The sequence below is a fragment of the Demetria terragena DSM 11295 genome, assembly GCF_000376825.1.
Lineage (GTDB): Bacteria > Actinomycetota > Actinomycetes > Actinomycetales > Dermatophilaceae > Demetria > Demetria terragena.
Genome location: NZ_AQXW01000004.1, coordinates 142,065 through 160,684 on the forward strand (window position 1 = coordinate 142,065; position 18,620 = coordinate 160,684).

Below are 18,620 nucleotides of genomic sequence, written 5' to 3' on the forward strand. Positions count from 1 at the left end.
GGCAGGAGCGACAGCCGTGGGCACGAGTGAATTCACCGGGTCGAGCATCTCGCGCCCCGTGCTGCGGGCGCGCGCGCCCTTGCGTCTCAGTTTTGCCGGTGGCGGCACCGACGTGGCTCCCTTTCCGCAGCGGGAGGGCGGTGCCGTGTTGTCCGCCACGATCGCGGCGTACTGCTTTTCGACCCTTCGTCCACGGTCCGATGGCCAGATCACCGTGCAGTCCCTGGACTATGGGACTTCGGTCGGTTTCCGGGTCGATGAGGATGTCGAACTCGACGGCCAACTCGACCTTCCCAAGGCGGCGATCGCTCGGATTCGTGAGGTAGACGGCGCGCTGCCGACCGAGGGCTTCGATCTGTTTCTTCACACCAATGCGCCGCCCGGTTCTGGTCTTGGCTCATCGAGCGCCGTCATGGTGTCAGTGATCGGCCTGCTGGCCCAGCACAGCGGATTGGACCTCGGGCCGTACGAGATTGCCAACCTGGCCTACCGCCTCGAGCGCGAAGACCTCGGCATTCCAGGGGGCTCACAAGACCAGTACGCCGCCGCCTTCGGAGGCTTCAACTACATCGAGTTCGTCGGCGATTCGGTGCTGGTCAACCCCCTGCGCGTACGCGACGCCACCGTGCACGAACTCGAGCACAACATGCTCCTTGCCTATACCGGTCAAACCAGGATTAGCGACCACATCATCGAAGACCAGGTGAGCCGATATGAGACGGGCAATGCCGATGCCCTTGCCGGTCTGCGCTCCCAGAAGCGCCTCGCCCAAGACATGAAGCAGGCACTGATCCTGGGTGACGTCGATGCGCTCGGTCACATGCTGGGGGAGGCGTGGCAAGAAAAGCGCAAGATGTCTCAGCGCATCACCACCCCACTCATTGATGACGCGATCGACGCGGCACTGCAGCGAGGTGCCCTGGGCGGCAAGGTGACCGGCGCGGGTGGCGGTGGGCACTTGATCTTTATCTGCGAGTTCGAGCGCCGTCACTTGGTGGCTGAACAACTGATCAGCATGGGTTTGGAAGTTTCGGAGTTCACCTTCAGCAAAGAAGGGGTCGTGACATGGCGGACCAAGGGATAACCGCTGGCGCAGGCCGGCCAGCATTTCTCGATCCGGCGTCCCATGACGCCGTAGTCGAGTCGCTGAGTCAGCGCCAGGCCGACGGCATTGCAGCCTGGGCCGCGCTCTCCGCCGCCATCGCGGAACCGGTGATGACCGAACGGGTAGCGCGGGCCGGCCACGCCCTGGTGTCCTCGCTGGCGGCCGGCGGGACCCTCCTGGTCTGCGGCAATGGCGGCAGCGCCTCTATTGCGAGCCACTTCGCTGCCGAACTGGTCGGCAAGTGCATCCACGATCGAGCGCCACTTCCGGCCATCAATCTTGCTGAGTCACCGACGGTGATGACGGCGATTGCCAACGACTACGGCCATGACCAAACCTTCGCGCGCGGGGTGGCCGCGCACGGTCGTCCAGGGGACGTGCTCGTGGCCATGAGTACGAGCGGTCGCAGCCGCAACGTTCTCGAAGGGCTGTCACAAGCCCGCGCGCACGGTGTAACGACCGTCCTCATGACTGGTGCAGCAGGGGAGCAGATGCACGACAGCGCAGACCACCTGCTCGCTGTGCCGTCGCAGGACACTCCTCGCATCCAGGAGGTGCACCTGCTGTGGATGCACGTGTGGTGCGAGGCGATAGACGTCCTGGGCTATGGAACGTCGTAAGCGGCTCAGCGAGGACGCACTCCTCGGCCGGGACCAGACCCCCTTCCCGGCCCCGACCACCTCGCGTCCGCACGACTTGATCCTGTTGGACCGAGACGGAACCCTCAACGTTCATCGGCCGGGGTATATCAGTTCGCCCGCCGAGTTACGCCTGCTTCCGGGCGCGGCGAATGCAGTGCGCCAGCTCAATGCGCTGGGAGCCGTGGTCATCGTGGTGACTAACCAACGGGGCCTGGCGACCGGTGCTCTCACGGCAGAACAGTTGGTCAAGGTACACCGGTCGCTCGAAGAGCGGTTGGCACGCGATGGTGCCCATCTCGATGGGATTCACGTGTGTCCGCATGACGTAGGTGAATGCCGCTGCCGCAAGCCCTTACCCGGTTTGCTTGAGCAGGCGCTCAAGCGCGCGCCGTGGGCGCAAGTTCACCGATGCCTACTGCTGGGGGACCAGCCAAGCGACCTCGCCGCTGCGGCAGCCCTCGGCATACCGGCGAAGCAGGTTGGTGGATCAACGGTCGGCTCATTGCAGGGATGCGTAAGGCAACTCCTCAACACGGATTGATGTGTGTACCTCGAGGTACTCACGCGTTGCCAAAATTCCTGCTACCTTCCAGTAAGTTACGCGACCTGGAGGTAGTTGTGCGCAAATCGGCCATCATCGTAGGCATCGGCGCGTTTTGTCTCGCGCTGGCACTCTTGCTGCGATTTTTCGCCTACGACCGACTCGCGGTCGTGCCGGTAGATCAGAACACCCAGCAGACGCTGAGCGATCCCAACGCGAAGTACTTTGACGCGGACAAGGTGGCTCCCGGGCAGGGCAACGTGGCCACGACCGTGACGGTCGTGGGCGACAAGAAGGCCAGCGAGGAGGCCTCGGACAAGACCGGCAAGAACGTCATGGTGTTCAACAAGTGGCAGTCCACGGACAACAACGATGTGAAGCCACCGATGGATGCCGTCGTCCAGCGCATTGCGATTGACCGCCACACCGGCGAGGCCATCGACTGCTGCTCAACGACCCAGAACGGGAAGCCGACGAAGTACTCCGGCCAGATCATTAAGTGGCCATTCCAGACTGAGAAGAAGTCCTACCCGTACTACGACGGCACCATTGGCAAGCCCATGACGATGAAGTTCGCGGGCGAGGACGAGATCGAAGGTCTGAAGGTATACAAGTTCACCGGGTCCGTTCCGATGACAAAGTTCCGTGAGCAGGAAGTCCCGCAGAAGCTCTTTGGGCTGCCGGACAAAGCGGTCACGGCGGACCGTCTCTATTCCAACAACCGGACGATGTGGGTCGAGCCCGAGACGGGCGTGATCATCAAGGGTCAGGAGCAGCAGCACCAGATCCTCAAGATCGATGCCAAAGGCGCCAAACCAGCGACCGCAATCCAGACGACGCAGACGTTCAGTGACGCCACGGTGAAGAAGAATGTCGATGAGTACTCCTCCAAGGCGACCTCATTGAAGATTGTCCGCGTGTGGGCGCCTATCGTTCTGGGTCTGCTTGGGTTGGTGCTGCTGCTCGCGGGCGTCGCGATGTCCTTGCGTGCGCGCCCCAGTGGCGCCAGCGATGACACTCAGGACGAACTGGTGTCCTGGGACGAGATGAACCAGAACCCGCCCACCGACCGCACCGATCGGTTCTAGTTCGTGCGGGTTGTCGTCACCGGAGGCTCCGGCTTCCTCGGCTCGCATCTGTGCGAGGCACTCCGCTCGCGCGGTGATCACGTGGTCGCCGTGGACAACTTCAGCACGGGCAACCCGCGGAACCTCGAGCACCTGATCGGGCCCGGATTCGAACTACTCGAAGCCGACGTGAGTGAACCTTTCGATGTCGCTGGGGACGTCGACGGCGTACTCCACTTCGCGAGCCCGGCCTCACCCGTGGACTACCTACGGATGCCGATCGAGACACTGACGGTCGGATCACACGGCACAGCGCACGCGCTGGAACTCGCTGGCAACAAGGGCGCGCGGTGCGTGCTGGCCTCGACGTCCGAGGTCTACGGCGACCCCGAGGTCCATCCGCAGCCCGAGAACTACTGGGGAAATGTCAATCCGGTCGGTCCGCGTGGCGTCTATGACGAGGCGAAGAGATACGCCGAGGCTCTGACTTTGGCGCATCACAAGGCATATGGCCTCGACGTCGGCATCGTGCGCATCTTCAACACTTTCGGACCGCGTATGCGGCCGAACGATGGACGCGCTATCCCCAATTTCATCCGGCAGGCGCTGGCGGGGGAGGCCGTGACGGTGAGCGGGGATGGATCTCAAACCCGCTCGATCTGTTACGTCGACGACCTGGTTGCTGGTGTGCTGCGCATGCTGAACAGTTCCCACCTGGGACCGATCAACCTAGGTAACCCCCATGAGATCTCAATGCTGGAACTCGCGGAGTGGATTATTCGGCTAACCGACTCGAGGTCCCGCGTCACCCTCATCGAGCGGCCCATCGACGACCCGACGGTGCGTCAACCCGACACGACGCGGGCCCATGAACTGCTCGACTGGAATCCGTCGGTCGCGGTCGAAGATGGCTTGAAAGCGACGATCGACTGGTTCCGGGAGCACACGGCCTCCGCTCCGCTGAGTCCGGTCGCTGTCCAGGAGATCCTGCAGGGTTAAGCCGGGCGTTCGGCACGCCTGGCCGTGAAGATGGCCGTGCCTGGGATCAGGCGGCCGCGCATCGGGCTCCAGCCGCCCCATACCTGAGAGTTTGTGGCGGGCCAATCCGGCTCGATGACGTCCTGCAGCAGCAGGCCGGCGCCGACGATATGGGAAACCCAGTCGCCGATGGTTCGGTGATGCTCCACATAGGTCACCGAACCGTTCTCGTCCTCCTCGACGTAGGGAGTTCGGTCGAAGTAGGACGCAGTGACGGTCAGGCCCTCTGCTCCGGGGGCGTCGGGAAGGGCCCAACGCAGGGGATGGGTGGTGGCAAACGCCAGCAGGCCACCGGGGCGAAGCACCCGAGCAGCCTCCGCGATCACGCCCGCGGCGTCCTCGACGAAGGGCATCACGCCGTACGCGGTGAAGATGACGTCACATGACCGGTCCGCGAAGGGAAGTCGGGCGCCGTCGCACTGGATGAGCGGCGGACCCCCATCGCCTCGGCGCGCGTTGATGGCCCGACCCTGAGCCAGCATGCCGCCCGACAGGTCGGTGGCGACGACCTGCGCTCCGACCGATTGCAGATAGCGGCTGCCTTGGGCCGCGCCCGCACCGATTTCCAGGACGCGAAGCCCGCTGACGTCGCCGAGGACGTTGAGCTGCGATTCGTGCCAGCCCTCTGGGCCCCACACAAGGTCGGCGTCGCCGAGAAAATCGCCATGTTCGCGGTAGTAGTCGCGAGCCTGGTCGTCCCACCAGGCTCGCTGGGCGCGTACTGACGTGGACTGATCGACAGCTCGTCGGGCGACACCGAGCCAGGTGGGTTCATCGTTCACTGACACAGTATGTCCGCGCTTCGCTCGGGTCTCGACAAGCTCGACCTCCTCGCTTCGCTCGGGCCTCGACAAGCTCGACCTCCTCGCTTCGCTCGGAAAATTGGACTGTGGCTAGACGCGTCCATAGGATGGAAAGGCGCAGCCCATATTGTGCTGCGTGAACCTGTCACATCTTGTCCGTCTCGCTTCGATGTTGCCCCCGGGCAGCCTGGTCGCGACCAACTCCCGCCCACCGAAAGTTATCCACTACATGACTGCCACTACCACCTCTTCTCCGATCGCTGTCAATGACATTGGTACGGAGGAGGAGCTGCTCGCCGCGATCGACGCGACGATCAAGCACTTTGATGACGGCGACATCGTTGACGGTGTCATCGTCAAGGTCGACCGCGACGAGGTCCTGCTCGACATCGGATACAAGACCGAGGGCGTTATCCCCTCGCGCGAGCTATCCATCAAGCACGACGTTGACCCCGGCGAGGTTGTCTCCGTCGGCGACGAGGTCGAAGCCCTGGTTCTCCAGAAGGAGGACAAGGAAGGCCGGCTGATCCTGTCCAAGAAGCGCGCCCAGTACGAGCGCGCCTGGGGCACGATCGAGCAGATCAAGGAAGACGACGGGGTTGTCACCGGTACCGTCATCGAGGTCGTCAAGGGCGGCCTCATCCTCGACATCGGTCTGCGCGGATTCCTCCCGGCTTCACTGGTCGAAATGCGTCGCGTGCGCGACCTCCAGCCGTACGTCGGCAAGGAGATCGAAGCCAAGATCATCGAACTGGACAAGAACCGCAACAACGTGGTCCTGTCCCGTCGTGCGTGGCTTGAGCAGACGCAGTCTGAGGTGCGCACCACCTTCCTCAAGGAGCTGCAGAAGGGCCAGGTTCGCTCTGGTGTCGTCAGCAGCATCGTCAACTTCGGTGCCTTCGTCGACCTCGGTGGGGTCGACGGTCTGGTGCACGTCTCCGAGTTGTCCTGGAAGCACATCGATCACCCGTCCGAGGTGGTCGAGGTTGGCCAGGAAGTCACCGTCGAGGTTCTCGACGTCGACATGGACCGCGAGCGGGTTTCGTTGTCGCTCAAGGCAACTCAAGAAGACCCGTGGCAGCACTTCGCCCGTACCCACGCGATCGGACAGGTCGTCCCGGGTAAGGTCACCAAGTTGGTGCCGTTCGGTGCGTTCGTCCGCGTTGACGACGGCATCGAGGGTCTGGTCCACATCTCCGAGTTGGCCGAGCGCCACGTGGAGCTGCCGGAGCAGGTTGTCACCGTCGGTAAGGAACTCTTCGTCAAGGTCATCGACATCGACCTCGAGCGTCGCCGCATCTCGTTGTCGCTGAAGCAGGCCAACGACGACGCTGCCGCCGGGACCGAGTTCGACCCGACGCTCTACGGCATGGCCGCCGAGTACGACGACGCGGGCAACTACAAGTACCCCGAGGGCTTCGACCCGGAGACCAACGAGTGGCTTGACGGCTTCGACTCCCAGCGCGAGACCTGGGAGAAGCAGTACGCCGAGGCACACACCCGCTACGAGGCGCACCAGGCGCAGATCGAGCAGGCACGCAAGGACGACGCGGAAGCCGCTGCCAGCGACGACGCGCCGACCTCGTACTCCTCAGGCTCCAGCAGCAGCAGTAGCAGCAGCGACTCTGATGACGACGACGAGAGCGGTGCCTCGGCACCGTCCCCGGCGAGCACCCCGGCTCCGGCCGAGGGCACGCTGGCTTCCGACGAAGCGCTTGCCGCGCTGCGGGAGAAGCTGACCGGAAACTGACGGTCCGTCGTTCGCAACGGCCCCGGCCACCACATGGTGGTCGGGGCCGTTGGTCTGTGCGTGTCGGTGCGCGGGCCTAGAGTTCTGCCATGAGCCAACGGGTGAGTGACGCACTGAACGCCCTCACGCCGGACCGTTTGCCCGGTTGGTCGGCAGCGATCCGGGTCGGACAGGACACCTGGGTCGACAGCGGCGGGGTAGCAGACGTGCACTCCGGGGAGCCGGTCACGACGAAGACGGCCTTTCGGATTGCGTCGCTGACTAAGCCCGTTGGGGCGGTGCTGGCGATGCAAGCGCTTGAGCGCGGGGAGATCTCGCTCGATGAGCCGATCGCGCGGTGGATTCCCGAATTGGCCGACTTGCAAGTATGGCGCGGCGGCGACCACGCCGTGACCGAGACTGTTCCGGCCGATCTGCCGCTGACCGTCCGGCACCTGTTGACCATGACGGCCGGATGGGGCATGTCGTCGAAGGGTGACGCGCTGGATGATGTGCTGTTTGCTTCGGCGGTCAGCCCGGGGCCTGAGGCGCCGAAGGTTGCGGGCAACGAGGGCTACCTCGCGGCCCTTCGAGAGATACCGCTGGCCTTCCAGCCTGGCCAAGGGTGGCGCTATCACAACTGCTCTGACGTGCTGGGCATCGTCCTGTCGCGGGCGACCGGCCGGGACCTCGACGTCTTGCTGAAAAACCGACTCCGCGGGCCGCTGGGATTGGAGACGCTCGACTTTCAGATCGACGCTGCCGTGCCGGTGGCCACGTCGTATTTCCTGGCATTCCCCGACCAAGATTCGCTGCCGACGGCCACCGCCCGCAACCGCCCATCGTTCCTCGCGCTCGGGGGCGGTCTGCTGGGAACGGCCCTCGACTGTTTGCGCGCGTTCGACGAGCTGTGGTTGCCGAAGACGATCTCTCCTGAGTCCGCGCGGCAAGCTCGGAGCCCACAACTAGATGGCCCATCTCTGGCCGCTGCGATCACCATGTCCGGCGAAGGCACCTCCTATGGCTTCCAGGTGGGCGTCAATACCGAGCCACGGCCACCGCGCGGAGGGTCAGGTGCCTATTGGTGGTCGGGTGGAACCGGGTGTGAGGCATGGTGCGACCCGGAGACTGACACCAGCGCTGTGCTGCTGACGAATGCCGGAATAGAGATGGAGAACGGCCCCTCCTATGTCGCAGCGTTCTTCGATGCGTTGAGTGGTGGCTAACGAGTCGTCGCGGGAGCGGCCCGACCTTCGTAGACTGCCGTCTGTGACTTCACCCAAGCAGGCCCAGCGGCGTCCCCGCAGCGTTTATGGCGTGGGAGACGACCCGGATCCACGGTTCTCCCTCGCGAACGAACGCACCGCTCTTGCTTGGCTGCGCACCGCGTTGGCGATCGTGGCCGGTGGGGTCGCGCTGTCCTCGCTCGCGGGGATTCCCGAACTGCCCGACTGGTCAGCCGCGTTGGGGCTGGTGATCTGCATGGCCGGGGCTGGGCTCGGGGTGTCCGCGTTGATCGGCTGGCGTCGCAGTGAACGCGCACTACGACTGGGGCTTCCTCTGCCAGCCCCCAACGCACTGGTCCCGCTAGGAGTCGCCATCGTGATTCTGGCGATCGCCGCGGTGGTGCTGAGCGCGGCGGAACTGCGCAGTGGCGTCTGAATCCCGCCCACGCCGGCGGTCAGCAGGTCAGCGCGCGTGGGGAGAGCCACCCCCGATGGCGCAGCGCGAGGCCCTGCAGCCGGAGCGCACCGAGTTGGCGTGGCACCGCACTGTCATGGCCTGCGCGCTGGCGGCCATCCCGATGTCCGTAGCCCACCTGATCGATCGCCGCTACGGCATGTTGCTGGTCACCGCGATGGTCATCCTTGCTATTGGGCTATCCCTGGGACCGTTGACGGCTCGATCCCGGCAAATTAGCGAACGCGGTTGGCACCACAGTCCCTGGCCGCGCCTGGTTGGCGTGTCCGTGGCCGTGGGGGCCGTTGCCAGTCTGGGCGTTGCGACAGCCCTCATGCGGCTTGTCGTTCCCTAGATCACCCTCGGCCGAACAGGGTCCCACCGTTGACCTGGAGGATCTGCCCGGTCGTCCAGCCCGCCTCGGGCGAGGCGAGATAGGCGACGGCCTCCGCGACCTCTGCGGGCGTGCCCGGACGTCCCACCGGAATAGCCGCAGTCCGGTTGGCCGGAATTCCAGGATCGTTCGCAATCCGCTGGGCCCAAAACTCGGTGTCCGGTACGAAGCCAGGTGCCACCGCGTTCACGGTGATCCCGCTCGGTGCGAGCTCACCGGCAAGGCTGAGCGCCCAGGCATTCACCGCAGCCTTCGCCGCGCCGTACGAGCCTGAACCGCGCAGGGCCGCGATCGAAGACATCGCAATGATCCGGCCTCCGGGGCGGGTGAAGTGGTGCAGCAATGACTGGGTCAAGAGCACCGCAGACAGGACGTTGCCGTCGAAGTCTGCGCGCCATGCCTGCGCGGTGTGCGCTAATGAGTCGGCACCGAGTCCATAGTTGCCGCCCGCGTTGGCGACCAGGACATCGACCATGGGCCCGTGATGAAGTGCGTCGCTGAGCCACTGCACTTCATCAGGATCAGTGAGGTCGCACGCGTGCGTCTCGATGTCGACCTCTGCTTCGAGCGAACGCAACTCGGCGGCCGCTTCGTCCAACACGTGTCCTCGCCGCCCGACGAGAACAATCGACGGGCTCTCCACGAGGAAGCGTCGGGCGATGGCGAGTCCAATACCAGTGCCTCCGCCGGTAATCACGATGCGTCGTCCCATACAACGCAGCATGTCACTCATGCCATCGACTGGCTATGGCTGTGTGCGGATTCCTGCGAGCGCTCGCGCGCTAGTGTCGGGCTGTGGCATCAGGGAACAAGGAACCGGGGTACCCACCGTGTTGAAAGTCGGTCTGTCCGGCGGCATCGGGTCTGGAAAGTCGACGGTCGCCCGTCGACTCAAGGACTTGGGGGCGGTGATCATCGACGCAGATCTGCTGGCGCGTGAGGTTGTCGAGCCTGGTACGGAAGGTTTGCGTTTGGTCGCGCAGCACTTTGGTCCGCGCATCCTGGCCACCGACGGCTCTCTTGACCGTCCAGCCTTGGGCCGGATCGTGTTTGGCGACGATGATGCGCGAGCCGAACTCAACGCGATCCTGCATCCGCGAATTCTTGCCGAGACTGATCGCCGGTTCAATTCCGCTCCGGCGGATGCCGTGGTGGTCCACGACATGCCACTTCTGGTCGAGCTCGACCGATCTGCGGAGTACCACCTCACGGTCATCGTGGCGGTAGGCGAAAAGGTCCGACTGGCACGCCTCATCCGGGATCGCGGCATGAGCGAGCAAGATGCGCAGGCGCGCATTGCCGCGCAGGCGACGGATGCCGAACGGCGCGCAGCAGCCGACGTCTGGCTACCGAACGAGAGCGCGATGGAGTCCTTGCAGTCAGAGGTGGACCGCCTTTGGGCCCAGCGACTCGCCCCGTTCAATGTCAACCTGCGCGCCCGCACTCCGGCCGAGGACGCCGACGCGGTCCCCGTCGAGTTGGCGGCCAGCAGCGGCACCCGACTTGAGAAGCGTCTGCGCGGAAACCTCGTGAGGGCCGGGCTGTGGCCGCAGGTGGACACGGTCCGGAGTTCACGTCGGGTGCTTTCCGGAGGCGTCCCTGGCATCGCGATCGAACTCCTCGTGGGAGACGCGGACGCGAGGCGGAGCAGCGGCTTCCAGGAGGCGATGCTCTGGTCAGGGTTCGTGGCGCGAGCCTCCTCCGAGGGTGCCGCGCCCTCCTGCAGTTATGACAGCGCTGATCCAGGGCAGGCGGCCACGGTGCTTTTGCGTCGGGCATAGGCGGACCCCTCCTGCGTGGTAAGGGAAACCTCACTTAGCCTGTCCTCATGTCGCAAGCTGTTACCGCCACGCGCCCCTTCGAGATCTTCACCGCGGAAGTAGTGCGCACAACTCGGATCACGCCCCACATGATTCGCATCACCTTCTCGGGCGCCAGTCTCGATCAGTTTGCCGACCCTGGCTTTGACCAACGCATCAAACTCTTCCTCCCACCGATCGTGGGCAGCCTGGACGATGTTCCTCGCGGCGCGGACTGGTATTCGCAGTGGCGCGCCATGCCCGAGGAACGGCGTGCACCGATGCGGACCTACACCACGCGCTTCGTACGCCCAGCCGAGCACGAGGTCGACATCGATCTCGTCGACCATGGCGACCTCGGCCCGGCCTCGGCGTTTGCTCGCCGGGCGCAGCCGGGGGATCAGGTGTTGCTCCTCGGTCCGCACGCCGCGCATCCCGGGCCGCACGGCGGACTGGAATTTCCGGTCGATTTGGCCAGCAAGACAGACCTCTTGATTGCCGGCGATGACACCGCGATTCCCGCGGTTTCGGCCATTCTGGAACAGCTACCGGCGCAGGCGCGCGGGCTGGCAGTCATCGAGGTCGAACATGCCGCCAGCATCCAAAGTGTTCAGGCGCCGGCGAGCGTTCGGGTCGAGTGGGTGGTCCGAAATGGCGCGCGGGGCGCAGCTCAGACACCGATCGTGCGGACTTGGCTCGAGAACCATCCGATCGTCGGCTCGTCGGAGGGCGATTCCACGGTCTACTTCGACGGCGAGGACGACATCTATTGGGAGGTGTCGAGCGAGCGAGGCGAGGAAGTTCCGCCGCTCGCCGCCTGGATCGCGGGGGAGTCATCGGTGGTCAAGGCGCTTCGTCGCCTCCTCGTGCGCGATTTTGCCGTGCCGCGGACGGCCGTCGCATTCATGGGCTATTGGCGAGAAGGCATGAGCGAGGCGTGACCCGAGACGCGAGCCCCCTCCCACCGACGGCGGGAGGGGGCTCGCATCAACGGAACGAGCGTGAACTCAGGAGTTCGAGTCCGACTTGTTCGTGGTCTTGTCGCCAAGACGCTCCAACTGCTTGGCTGCCGCGTCGCGGCCGCCAAGACCAAAGGCCAGGGCTGCTGCAAGTGCGCCGCCCACGACCAGTGCGCCAAAGCCGAGTTCGATGATCGAGTCAGCGATACCCATGTACTTCAAGCCCATCGCGGCGAAGAGCACAACGGTGCCGTACTTCACGATGACACCAGCCGGGCTGTCAGCACCCACGAGTTTGGCCAGCAGGTTGGCGATGAAAACGCCAGCACCGATGATGGCCGCGCCGAACAGCACGCGCCCACCAAGCGACAGCACCTCGGTGAGGAACCGGGTGATCTGCGGAAAGCCCAGCGACTGCGCCGCCATGACACCGAAGAAGAGCATGATCGCGACCTGAATGGCCTTGACGACTCCAGGGACGGCCGACTTCCCCTCGGGGAGGACCTCCATCTTCTGGAGAGAGCCGTCGATGTTCAGACTCGAGAGGACCTCAGCCAAGATGTCGGCCGCAAACTTAGCGATGACCGCGCCGATTGCGAGCATGATCGCGGCGGCAATGATGGCCGGCAGCGCCTCGAACATCATGGTCAGCATGCTTTCGGCAGGCTCCGAGATGGACTTGATACCCAAGATCTGCAGTGCCGAGATAGCGACCACAATCATGATCAGCGCGTAGGCGACAGTGGCGATGAGGTTGGCGATCTTAGCGCCAGGGGACTGCTCGGCAGCGGCGGCATACTGGCCACCAACGCTGGACGACTGCTCCGTTGCCTGCTGGCCACGAGCCTCGTGCTCCACGGCAGAAGCGGCCTTGTTGCCCTTCTGCAACCACTTGTCGAACGGCACGGTGCCGAGGGCGGTACGCAACAAATCGCGCACGACCTTCGCCAGCAGCGCACCGACAACGAAGACCAATCCGGCGCCGATGAGGTTCGGCAGGAAGTTGGCGACGCCATCGAGCATGGACTGGATCGGGGTGAGGACAGCAGTCAACTTGAAGACGCTGAGGACCGCGATCAGACCGAACATCCAGATCAACAGCGCAGCGATTGCGCCAAGTGAAGTGCCCAGGCTCTGGCCGTCGCTTCCGGCCTTCTGCAAGAAGCCGACCTTGTCGACCAACTTGGCAAAGACTGACTTGACGACCTTCGCCAGAATCCAGGTGATGAGGAGGATGACGGTAGCGGCAATGACCTGCTGCAGGGTCGAAGCCCAATCAAAGTTCTCCCAGAACGGTTCCGCTCTCATGAGTGTGCTCCCAGGTGGTTGAAGAATGCGCAAACGCCTCCACCTTGGCGTGGAATGGCGATGAGGTCAAAGGCCAGGATGCCCTTCCACGATTGGTCTCAGGGGAAAATCGCCCGGTATTCCGCGTCTGTTGAAGGTGTTAGATGAGTTGACTCACGAGTACGGTCGCGCAGTCACCGCAGGGCCTGTCGGTGGCTCGGACTAGCGTGAGGGCATGCGTCCTACGACCGACCTTCAGCGTCGGGTTGCCCCGTTCAACGTGGTCTCGGATTTTCAGCCGAGTGGTGACCAACCGACCGCGATCGCCGAGCTCACCCGTCGCGTCAACGACGGCGAACAGGACGTCGTCCTGCTCGGCGCGACGGGTACCGGAAAGTCCGCAACGACCGCCTGGCTGATCGAGCAGGTTCAGCGCCCCACCCTGATCATGGCGCCCAACAAGACATTGGCCGCACAGTTGGCCAATGAGTTCAAGGAGTTGCTGCCGAACAACGCCGTCGAGTACTTCGTCTCTTATTACGACTACTACCAGCCCGAGGCGTACGTCCCGCAGACCGACACCTATATCGAGAAGGACTCCTCGATCAACGACGAGGTGGAGCGCCTGCGGCACAGCGCCACGAACTCCCTCCTGACCCGTCGTGATGTGGTGGTCGTCGCGTCGGTGTCGTGCATCTACGGCCTAGGGACCCCGCAGGAATACGTCGAACGCATGGTGCGGCTTCGCGTGGGACAGCAGCTCGATCGCGACGATCTGCTGCGCAAGTTCGTCCAGATGCAATACACCCGCAACGACCTGGCGTTCACCCGCGGCACCTTCCGGGTCCGTGGCGACACGGTCGAGATCATCCCGGTCTACGAAGAGCTCGCGCTGCGCATCGAGTTCTTCGGCGACGAGGTCGAACGCATCTATACCCTGCACCCGTTAAGCGGGGAGGTGGTGCACGAAGAGCAGGAGATGTATGTCTTCCCGGCCTCGCACTACGTCGCCGGACCAGAACGGATGGAACGCGCGATTGGCGGCATCGAGGAGGAGTTGGCGCAGCAGCTGGCGACCTTCGAAAAGCAGGGCAAGTTGCTTGAGGCTCAGCGATTGCGGATGCGCACCACCTATGACATCGAGATGATGCGCCAAGTGGGTGCATGCTCGGGTATCGAGAACTACTCGATGCATATCGATGGCCGCGGCCGGGGGACGGCACCCAACTGCCTGCTGGACTATTTTCCAGAGGACTTCCTGCTGGTCATTGATGAGTCACACCAAACCGTGTCTCAGATCGGCGCGATGTACGAAGGCGACATGTCCCGCAAGCGCACCCTGGTTGACCACGGATTCCGGCTGCCGTCAGCGATGGATAACCGCCCGCTGAAGTGGGAGGAGTTCCTGGAGCGCATTGGACAGACCGTCTATCTGTCGGCGACCCCCGGCGACTACGAGATGGCCAAGTCCGACGGTTACGTCGAGCAGGTCATTCGTCCGACCGGCCTGATCGATCCCGAAGTGGTGCTGAAGCCAACTAAGGGTCAAATTGATGACCTCCTGCACGAGATCCACGCCCGCGCCGAGCGCAACGAACGTGTCCTGGTGACGACACTGACCAAGAAGATGTCGGAGGACCTCACCGATTATCTGTTGGAGAAGGACGTCCGGGTGCGTTACCTCCATTCGGAGGTCGACACCTTGCGACGCGTGGAACTGCTGCGTGAACTCCGACAGGGGACCTTTGATGTTCTGGTGGGAATCAACTTGCTCCGAGAGGGCCTCGATCTTCCCGAGGTGTCCTTGGTGTCCATTCTCGACGCAGATAAGGAAGGCTTCCTGCGCTCAGCGCGTTCGCTGATCCAGACGATTGGGCGGGCAGCTCGTAACGTCTCAGGACAGGTGCATATGTACGCCGACTCCATGACACCCTCCATGCAGCAAGCGATTGACGAGACCAATCGGCGACGGGTCAAGCAGTTGGCGTACAACGCCGAGCACGGCATTGATCCGACGCCGCTGCGCAAGAAGATCGCTGACATCACCGACATGCTGCAGCGTGAGGAGGCTGACACCGATGCGCTGATGGGGTCGGGCCGAACCCAGTCGCGGGGTAAATCCAGTCGTGGGTCGGGCCAGGTTCAGGCCGATGCCGCGGTCGCTTCTGGACACCTGACCGATCAGCCAGCAGCCGCCGATCTGGCTGGCTTGATTCACCAACTCACCGAGCAGATGCATCAGGCCGCTGCTGACCTACATTTCGAGTTGGCCGCGCGTCTGCGTGACGAATTGGGCGACCTCAAGAAGGAGCTCCGCCAGATGCAGGAAGCCAACCGGTAGCCCGCACCGGGGGCGGTACGACAGCGTGTCGTAGGCGATCTAGGCTGGTGCCATGAGCGCACGGACCACGTCACTGCACCGGACCGTCTTCCGGGTGGTGGCCTTCGCCGAGGCCCTCAGTTGGCTAGGTCTGCTGATCGGGATGTTCTTCAAGTACGTCACGGAAACTGGCGAAGCGGGAGTCAAGATCTTCGGCCCGATCCATGGCGGCATCTTCGTGGTGTATCTGCTCGTCACCCTGTGGGCCGCGCGTCACTTCCGATGGACCGGCGCGGTGACAGTCGCCGCACTGGCGAGTTCGATCCCGCCCTTCTGCACGGCGATCTTTGAGGTGTGGGCCGACCGCCGCGGACTTCTAGGCCGTCGGTCCGAGGTGTAGTCAGGTGGACTGAGCACCCCGGGGGGTCTGGCAGACTGGCGCAGTCGCGTCTATCTCGGCTTTCGAGCCCACCCGCGCCGCCCGTGTCATTCCCGTCCGTAAGGAAGGTTCCAACCGTGGCTTTAGCCCATTCGTTCGCACCACTGTGGGTCATTGGCCTGTGTGTTGGTGTCATGGTCGCGTTGCTGATTTTTGATGTCGTGGTGCTGGGGCGCCGTCCGCATGTGCCGAGCAACAAGGAGACTGGTCTTGCGCTGGGGTTGTATGTCTCCTTGGCGGTGGCGTTCGGGATCTACGTTTTCATCGATGCTGGGTCGCAACTGGGTGGTGAGTATTTCGCCGGGTGGTTGACGGAGTATTCGCTGTCGATCGATAACTTGTTCGTCTTCATCATCATTATGGCGAAGTTGAACGTTCCGCGGCAGTATCAGCAGTATGCGTTGTTGGTGGGGATCGTGATCGCGCTGATTTTGCGGGCGATCTTCATTTTGGTGGGTGCGCAGGCGATTAATTCGGCGGCGTGGATTTTCTACATCTTTGGCGCCTTCTTGATCTACACCGCAGTGAAGTTGGCCAAGGAGTACGCCGCGCATGAGGATGATGAGGACGCGGGCGATAACAAGGTGGTGCAGTTCGCGAAGAACCGGTTGCCGTTCACGGATTCGTGGGATCATGGGACGAAGTCGCGGGTGATGGAGAACGGGTCGCGGGTCTATACCCCGATGTTCTTGGTGATTTTGGCGCTGGGCACAACCGATCTGTTGTTCGCGTTGGACTCGATTCCGGCGATCTTTGGTTTGACGCAGGATCCGTTCTTGGTGTTGATGGCGAATATTTTCGCGTTGATGGGTTTGCGGCAGTTGTACTTCTTGATCGGTGGGTTGTTGCAGAAGTTGGTGTACCTGTCGTTGGGGTTGTCGATTTTGTTGGCGTTTATCGGGGTGAAGTTGATTTTGCATGCGTTGCATGAGAACAACTTGCCGTTCATCAATGAGGGCGAGAAGCTCGAGGGGGTTCCGGAGATCCCGATCTGGTTGTCGTTGACGGTGATCATCGGGATCTTGGCGATCACTGCGATCGCTAGCCTCATCAAAACGCGACGAGATGAGCAGAACAAGTACCTGCCGTCATAACTCGTGAAAGAAGGGGCAGTCAGGCTGGTGCCTGGCTGCCCCTTCTTGACGTCAGGTGACTACCAGCCGCGCGAGCGCCAGTCGCCCAGATGTGGCCGCTGCGTTGCGAGGGTGCCATCGTCGCCGTGGCCCGGATAGAACCAGGTGCGGTCGTCGTACGCACCGAAGATGCGTTGCTCGACGTCGTCGATGAGCTGGTCGAAGGACTGGTAGTCGTAGTGGGTGGTGGCGCCGACTCCGCCGGGGAAGAGGCTGTCACCGGTGAAGAGATGGGTGCTGCCATCGGGTGCCGTCCAGGCAAGGGCGATGCCGCCTGGGGTGTGGCCGCGTACCCCCACGACCTCGAGCGTGATCTCGCCGAAAGTCAGCGAGTCCCCGTGGTCGAGAACATGATCGGGATCGATCGGAAGGGCCTGCGCATCGTCGCGGCCTGCGTACGTCGTGGCACCCGTCTGTTCGGCAACCTCGGCCAACGCGCGAACGTGATCCCAGTGTTGGTGACTTGTCGCGATGGCATCGAGTGTGCCGGTGCCTTCATGGACCAACTCCACGATCCGCGCGGCGTCATCGGCTGCATCGATGAGAAGCTGGGCGCCGCTGCTGGTACACGTCAGCAGATATACGTTGTTGCTCATATCGGAGACCGCCAGCTTGCGGATGGTGAGGCCATCAAGTTCGCGTACCTGTGCCGGGCCGCCTGGGGTCACCGCGCCGTTATAGTCCATGGGTTATTTCCTTTCAATCATCGTGCCGATTCCAAGATGCCGACCAAGCGTTCGATCGGGTTAGCTGCGTCGTAGGTCCGCGCTATCTGCTCTAGTCGTCCTCGATCAGGAATGGTGGTGGGCAACGCGGTGTTGAGGTCCGCTGGGACGGGAACGTCGAGTGCCACGTTGACGACTTTCGGAGCAACGTCGAGGTAATCACTGGCCGCCTCGAGTCGGGTGCGCTGCGCGCCCTTGATCCGCGGGTCGCCGCCGTCGATGGCCGCTCGCAGGCTCGCCAAGTCGCCGTAGGTGGTGATCAGCTTCGCTGCGGTCTTGTCCCCAACTCCGGAGACACCAGGCAGTCCATCGCTGGTGTCTCCGCGAAGCATGGCCATCTCGGCATAGGCACGCCCGGTCGGAATTCCGTACTTCGCGGCCAACCAGGATTGATCAACGATGTCCGGATCGCGTACTCCACCCCGCGCCGTGTACAAAACCCGAACGCTCTGCTCGTCGTCGGCGAGCTGGAAGAGGTCACGATCACCCGTGACGATATCGACGATGGCGTCGCCATGCGCACGATGAGCGAGGGTGCCGATCACATCGTCGGCTTCATAGCCGTCGGCGCCAACGCGAGTGATTCCGGCAGCTTCAAGTACCGCAACGATGACCGGAACCTGCGGGGTGAGTTCTTCGGGCGAGTCCTCTTCGACGTCCGCACCTTCGACGACTCGATGCGCCTTATAGGAGGGGATCGCCTCAACGCGGAAGGCGGGACGCCAGTCGTTGTCCCAGCACGCCACCATGTTGGTGGGTTGGTACGTGGTGATCAGTGTCGCGACCATGTCGATGAATCCACGCAGTGCATTGTTAGGTGGCTCGGACGCCGATGTACGCCGGTCCGGGACGCCATAGAACGCCCGAAAATAGAGGGAGGCGGAGTCCAACAGCATTAACCGACGCGTTGTCATGGGCCCCATGCTTCCACTTTGCGCAGTGCTCCGCTGAATCCGTACG

The 18,620-nt window shown here is 63.3% G+C and carries 19 protein-coding genes; 14 read left to right on the forward strand and 5 right to left on the reverse strand.

The annotated features are described in order from the left end of the window. Positions 1 to 16 precede the first annotated feature (16 nt). From F562_RS0104715 to F562_RS0104735, 5 genes are all read left to right on the forward strand, one after another. A complete protein-coding gene (locus tag F562_RS0104715) occupies positions 17 to 1,084 on the forward strand; it encodes a GHMP family kinase ATP-binding protein (protein WP_018155780.1) in 1,068 nt (355 codons plus the stop codon). Continuing rightward, entirely contained in the window at positions 1,066 to 1,725 is a 660-nt protein-coding gene (locus F562_RS0104720; RefSeq protein WP_018155781.1) for a D-sedoheptulose-7-phosphate isomerase, read from the forward strand. Before F562_RS0104715 ends, F562_RS0104720 begins: the two co-directional genes overlap by 19 nt. Beyond that, the gene (locus tag F562_RS18085; protein ID WP_018155782.1) at positions 1,712 to 2,287 is read left to right on the forward strand and encodes a D-glycero-alpha-D-manno-heptose-1,7-bisphosphate 7-phosphatase; all 576 of its coding nucleotides are present in this window, start codon (positions 1,712 to 1,714) and stop codon (positions 2,285 to 2,287) included. Before F562_RS0104720 ends, F562_RS18085 begins: the two co-directional genes overlap by 14 nt. Positions 2,288 to 2,364: 77 nt before the next feature. Continuing rightward, on the forward strand, positions 2,365 to 3,375 hold the full coding sequence (gene pgfA / locus F562_RS0104730; RefSeq protein ID WP_018155783.1) for a cell envelope lipid trafficking protein PgfA: 1,011 nt from the start codon (positions 2,365 to 2,367) through the stop codon (positions 3,373 to 3,375). A gap of 3 nt (positions 3,376 to 3,378) precedes the next feature. Further along, entirely contained in the window at positions 3,379 to 4,353 is a 975-nt protein-coding gene (locus F562_RS0104735) for a UDP-glucuronic acid decarboxylase family protein (protein WP_018155784.1), read from the forward strand. Here F562_RS0104735 and F562_RS0104740 read toward each other — a convergent pair. Further along, positions 4,350 to 5,174 carry a class I SAM-dependent methyltransferase gene (locus tag F562_RS0104740; protein ID WP_156822540.1) on the reverse strand — a complete coding sequence of 275 codons (825 nt, stop codon included), beginning with the start codon at positions 5,172 to 5,174 and terminating at the stop codon, positions 4,350 to 4,352. The two genes, F562_RS0104735 and F562_RS0104740, sit on opposite strands and share 4 nt — an antisense overlap. Positions 5,175 to 5,424: 250 nt before the next feature. Here F562_RS0104740 and rpsA point away from each other — a divergent pair, with 250 nt between their 5' ends. The 4 genes from rpsA (at position 5,425) to F562_RS0104760 (ending at position 8,959) form a co-directional block, all read left to right on the forward strand. Next, a complete protein-coding gene (rpsA, locus tag F562_RS0104745; protein WP_026181000.1) occupies positions 5,425 to 6,945 on the forward strand; it encodes a 30S ribosomal protein S1 in 1,521 nt (506 codons plus the stop codon). 89 nt (positions 6,946 to 7,034) lie between these two features. Further along, positions 7,035 to 8,150, forward strand: a complete 1,116-nt coding sequence (locus tag F562_RS20055; protein WP_083915473.1) for a serine hydrolase domain-containing protein — start codon at positions 7,035 to 7,037, stop codon at positions 8,148 to 8,150. A gap of 43 nt (positions 8,151 to 8,193) precedes the next feature. Next, positions 8,194 to 8,586: a YidH family protein gene (locus F562_RS0104755; protein WP_051080148.1), complete on the forward strand. Its 393-nt coding sequence runs from the start codon at positions 8,194 to 8,196 to the stop codon at positions 8,584 to 8,586. A 55-nt stretch (positions 8,587 to 8,641) separates the two neighbouring features. Then, entirely contained in the window at positions 8,642 to 8,959 is a 318-nt protein-coding gene (locus F562_RS0104760; protein WP_018155789.1) for a DUF202 domain-containing protein, read from the forward strand. A gap of 1 nt (position 8,960) precedes the next feature. Here F562_RS0104760 and F562_RS0104765 read toward each other — a convergent pair whose 3' ends face one another. Continuing rightward, on the reverse strand, positions 8,961 to 9,710 hold the full coding sequence (locus tag F562_RS0104765; RefSeq protein ID WP_018155790.1) for an SDR family NAD(P)-dependent oxidoreductase: 750 nt from the start codon (positions 9,708 to 9,710) through the stop codon (positions 8,961 to 8,963). A 19-nt stretch (positions 9,711 to 9,729) separates the two neighbouring features. Here F562_RS0104765 and coaE point away from each other — a divergent pair, with 19 nt between their 5' ends. Next, entirely contained in the window at positions 9,730 to 10,779 is a 1,050-nt protein-coding gene (gene coaE / locus F562_RS18095; RefSeq protein ID WP_211206432.1) for a dephospho-CoA kinase, read from the forward strand. A 47-nt stretch (positions 10,780 to 10,826) separates the two neighbouring features. Further along, complete coding sequence (locus F562_RS0104775; RefSeq protein ID WP_018155792.1) at positions 10,827 to 11,738, forward strand: siderophore-interacting protein; 912 nt, start codon at positions 10,827 to 10,829, stop codon at positions 11,736 to 11,738. 66 nt (positions 11,739 to 11,804) lie between these two features. On the opposite strand, the gene F562_RS0104780 is transcribed toward F562_RS0104775, so the two are convergent. After that, positions 11,805 to 13,064 carry a mechanosensitive ion channel gene (locus F562_RS0104780; protein WP_018155793.1) on the reverse strand — a complete coding sequence of 420 codons (1,260 nt, stop codon included), beginning with the start codon at positions 13,062 to 13,064 and terminating at the stop codon, positions 11,805 to 11,807. A gap of 214 nt (positions 13,065 to 13,278) precedes the next feature. Here F562_RS0104780 and uvrB point away from each other — a divergent pair, with 214 nt between their 5' ends. The 3 genes from uvrB to F562_RS0104795 all read left to right on the forward strand — a co-directional run bounded on the left by uvrB (position 13,279) and on the right by F562_RS0104795 (position 16,896). Beyond that, the gene (uvrB, locus tag F562_RS0104785) at positions 13,279 to 15,384 is read left to right on the forward strand and encodes an excinuclease ABC subunit UvrB (RefSeq protein ID WP_018155794.1); all 2,106 of its coding nucleotides are present in this window, start codon (positions 13,279 to 13,281) and stop codon (positions 15,382 to 15,384) included. Between the two features lie 52 nt (positions 15,385 to 15,436). Further along, positions 15,437 to 15,763: a DUF3817 domain-containing protein gene (locus F562_RS0104790; RefSeq protein ID WP_018155795.1), complete on the forward strand. Its 327-nt coding sequence runs from the start codon at positions 15,437 to 15,439 to the stop codon at positions 15,761 to 15,763. A gap of 116 nt (positions 15,764 to 15,879) precedes the next feature. Then, the gene (locus F562_RS0104795) at positions 15,880 to 16,896 is read left to right on the forward strand and encodes a TerC family protein (RefSeq protein WP_026181003.1); all 1,017 of its coding nucleotides are present in this window, start codon (positions 15,880 to 15,882) and stop codon (positions 16,894 to 16,896) included. A 59-nt stretch (positions 16,897 to 16,955) separates the two neighbouring features. On the opposite strand, the gene F562_RS0104800 is transcribed toward F562_RS0104795, so the two are convergent. Together F562_RS0104800 and F562_RS0104805 are read right to left on the reverse strand one after the other, a co-directional pair. After that, on the reverse strand, positions 16,956 to 17,621 hold the full coding sequence (locus F562_RS0104800; protein WP_018155797.1) for an MBL fold metallo-hydrolase: 666 nt from the start codon (positions 17,619 to 17,621) through the stop codon (positions 16,956 to 16,958). Positions 17,622 to 17,638: 17 nt separating this feature from the next. Continuing rightward, entirely contained in the window at positions 17,639 to 18,574 is a 936-nt protein-coding gene (locus F562_RS0104805) for a 5'-3' exonuclease (protein ID WP_040385246.1), read from the reverse strand. Positions 18,575 to 18,620: the final 46 nt, after the last annotated feature.

Excerpts from the sequence above, each read along its gene's own strand:
- F562_RS0104765 (WP_018155790.1), bottom strand. The coding sequence starts at position 9,710 with ATGGGACGACGCATCGTGATTACCGGCGGAGGCACTGGTATTGGACTC.
- F562_RS0104790 (WP_018155795.1), top strand. The coding sequence starts at position 15,437 with ATGAGCGCACGGACCACGTCACTGCACCGGACCGTCTTCCGGGTGGTG.
- F562_RS0104760 (WP_018155789.1), top strand. The coding sequence starts at position 8,642 with ATGGCGCAGCGCGAGGCCCTGCAGCCGGAGCGCACCGAGTTGGCGTGG.
- F562_RS0104780 (WP_018155793.1), bottom strand. The coding sequence starts at position 13,064 with ATGAGAGCGGAACCGTTCTGGGAGAACTTTGATTGGGCTTCGACCCTG.
- F562_RS0104800 (WP_018155797.1), bottom strand. The coding sequence starts at position 17,621 with ATGGACTATAACGGCGCGGTGACCCCAGGCGGCCCGGCACAGGTACGC.
- F562_RS0104775 (WP_018155792.1), top strand. The coding sequence starts at position 10,827 with ATGTCGCAAGCTGTTACCGCCACGCGCCCCTTCGAGATCTTCACCGCG.
- F562_RS0104720 (WP_018155781.1), top strand. The coding sequence starts at position 1,066 with ATGGCGGACCAAGGGATAACCGCTGGCGCAGGCCGGCCAGCATTTCTC.
- F562_RS18085 (WP_018155782.1), top strand. The coding sequence starts at position 1,712 with ATGGAACGTCGTAAGCGGCTCAGCGAGGACGCACTCCTCGGCCGGGAC.
- uvrB (WP_018155794.1), top strand. The coding sequence starts at position 13,279 with ATGCGTCCTACGACCGACCTTCAGCGTCGGGTTGCCCCGTTCAACGTG.
- rpsA (WP_026181000.1), top strand. The coding sequence starts at position 5,425 with ATGACTGCCACTACCACCTCTTCTCCGATCGCTGTCAATGACATTGGT.
- F562_RS0104805 (WP_040385246.1), bottom strand. The coding sequence starts at position 18,574 with ATGACAACGCGTCGGTTAATGCTGTTGGACTCCGCCTCCCTCTATTTT.
- coaE (WP_211206432.1), top strand. The coding sequence starts at position 9,730 with ATGCCATCGACTGGCTATGGCTGTGTGCGGATTCCTGCGAGCGCTCGC.
- F562_RS20055 (WP_083915473.1), top strand. The coding sequence starts at position 7,035 with ATGAGCCAACGGGTGAGTGACGCACTGAACGCCCTCACGCCGGACCGT.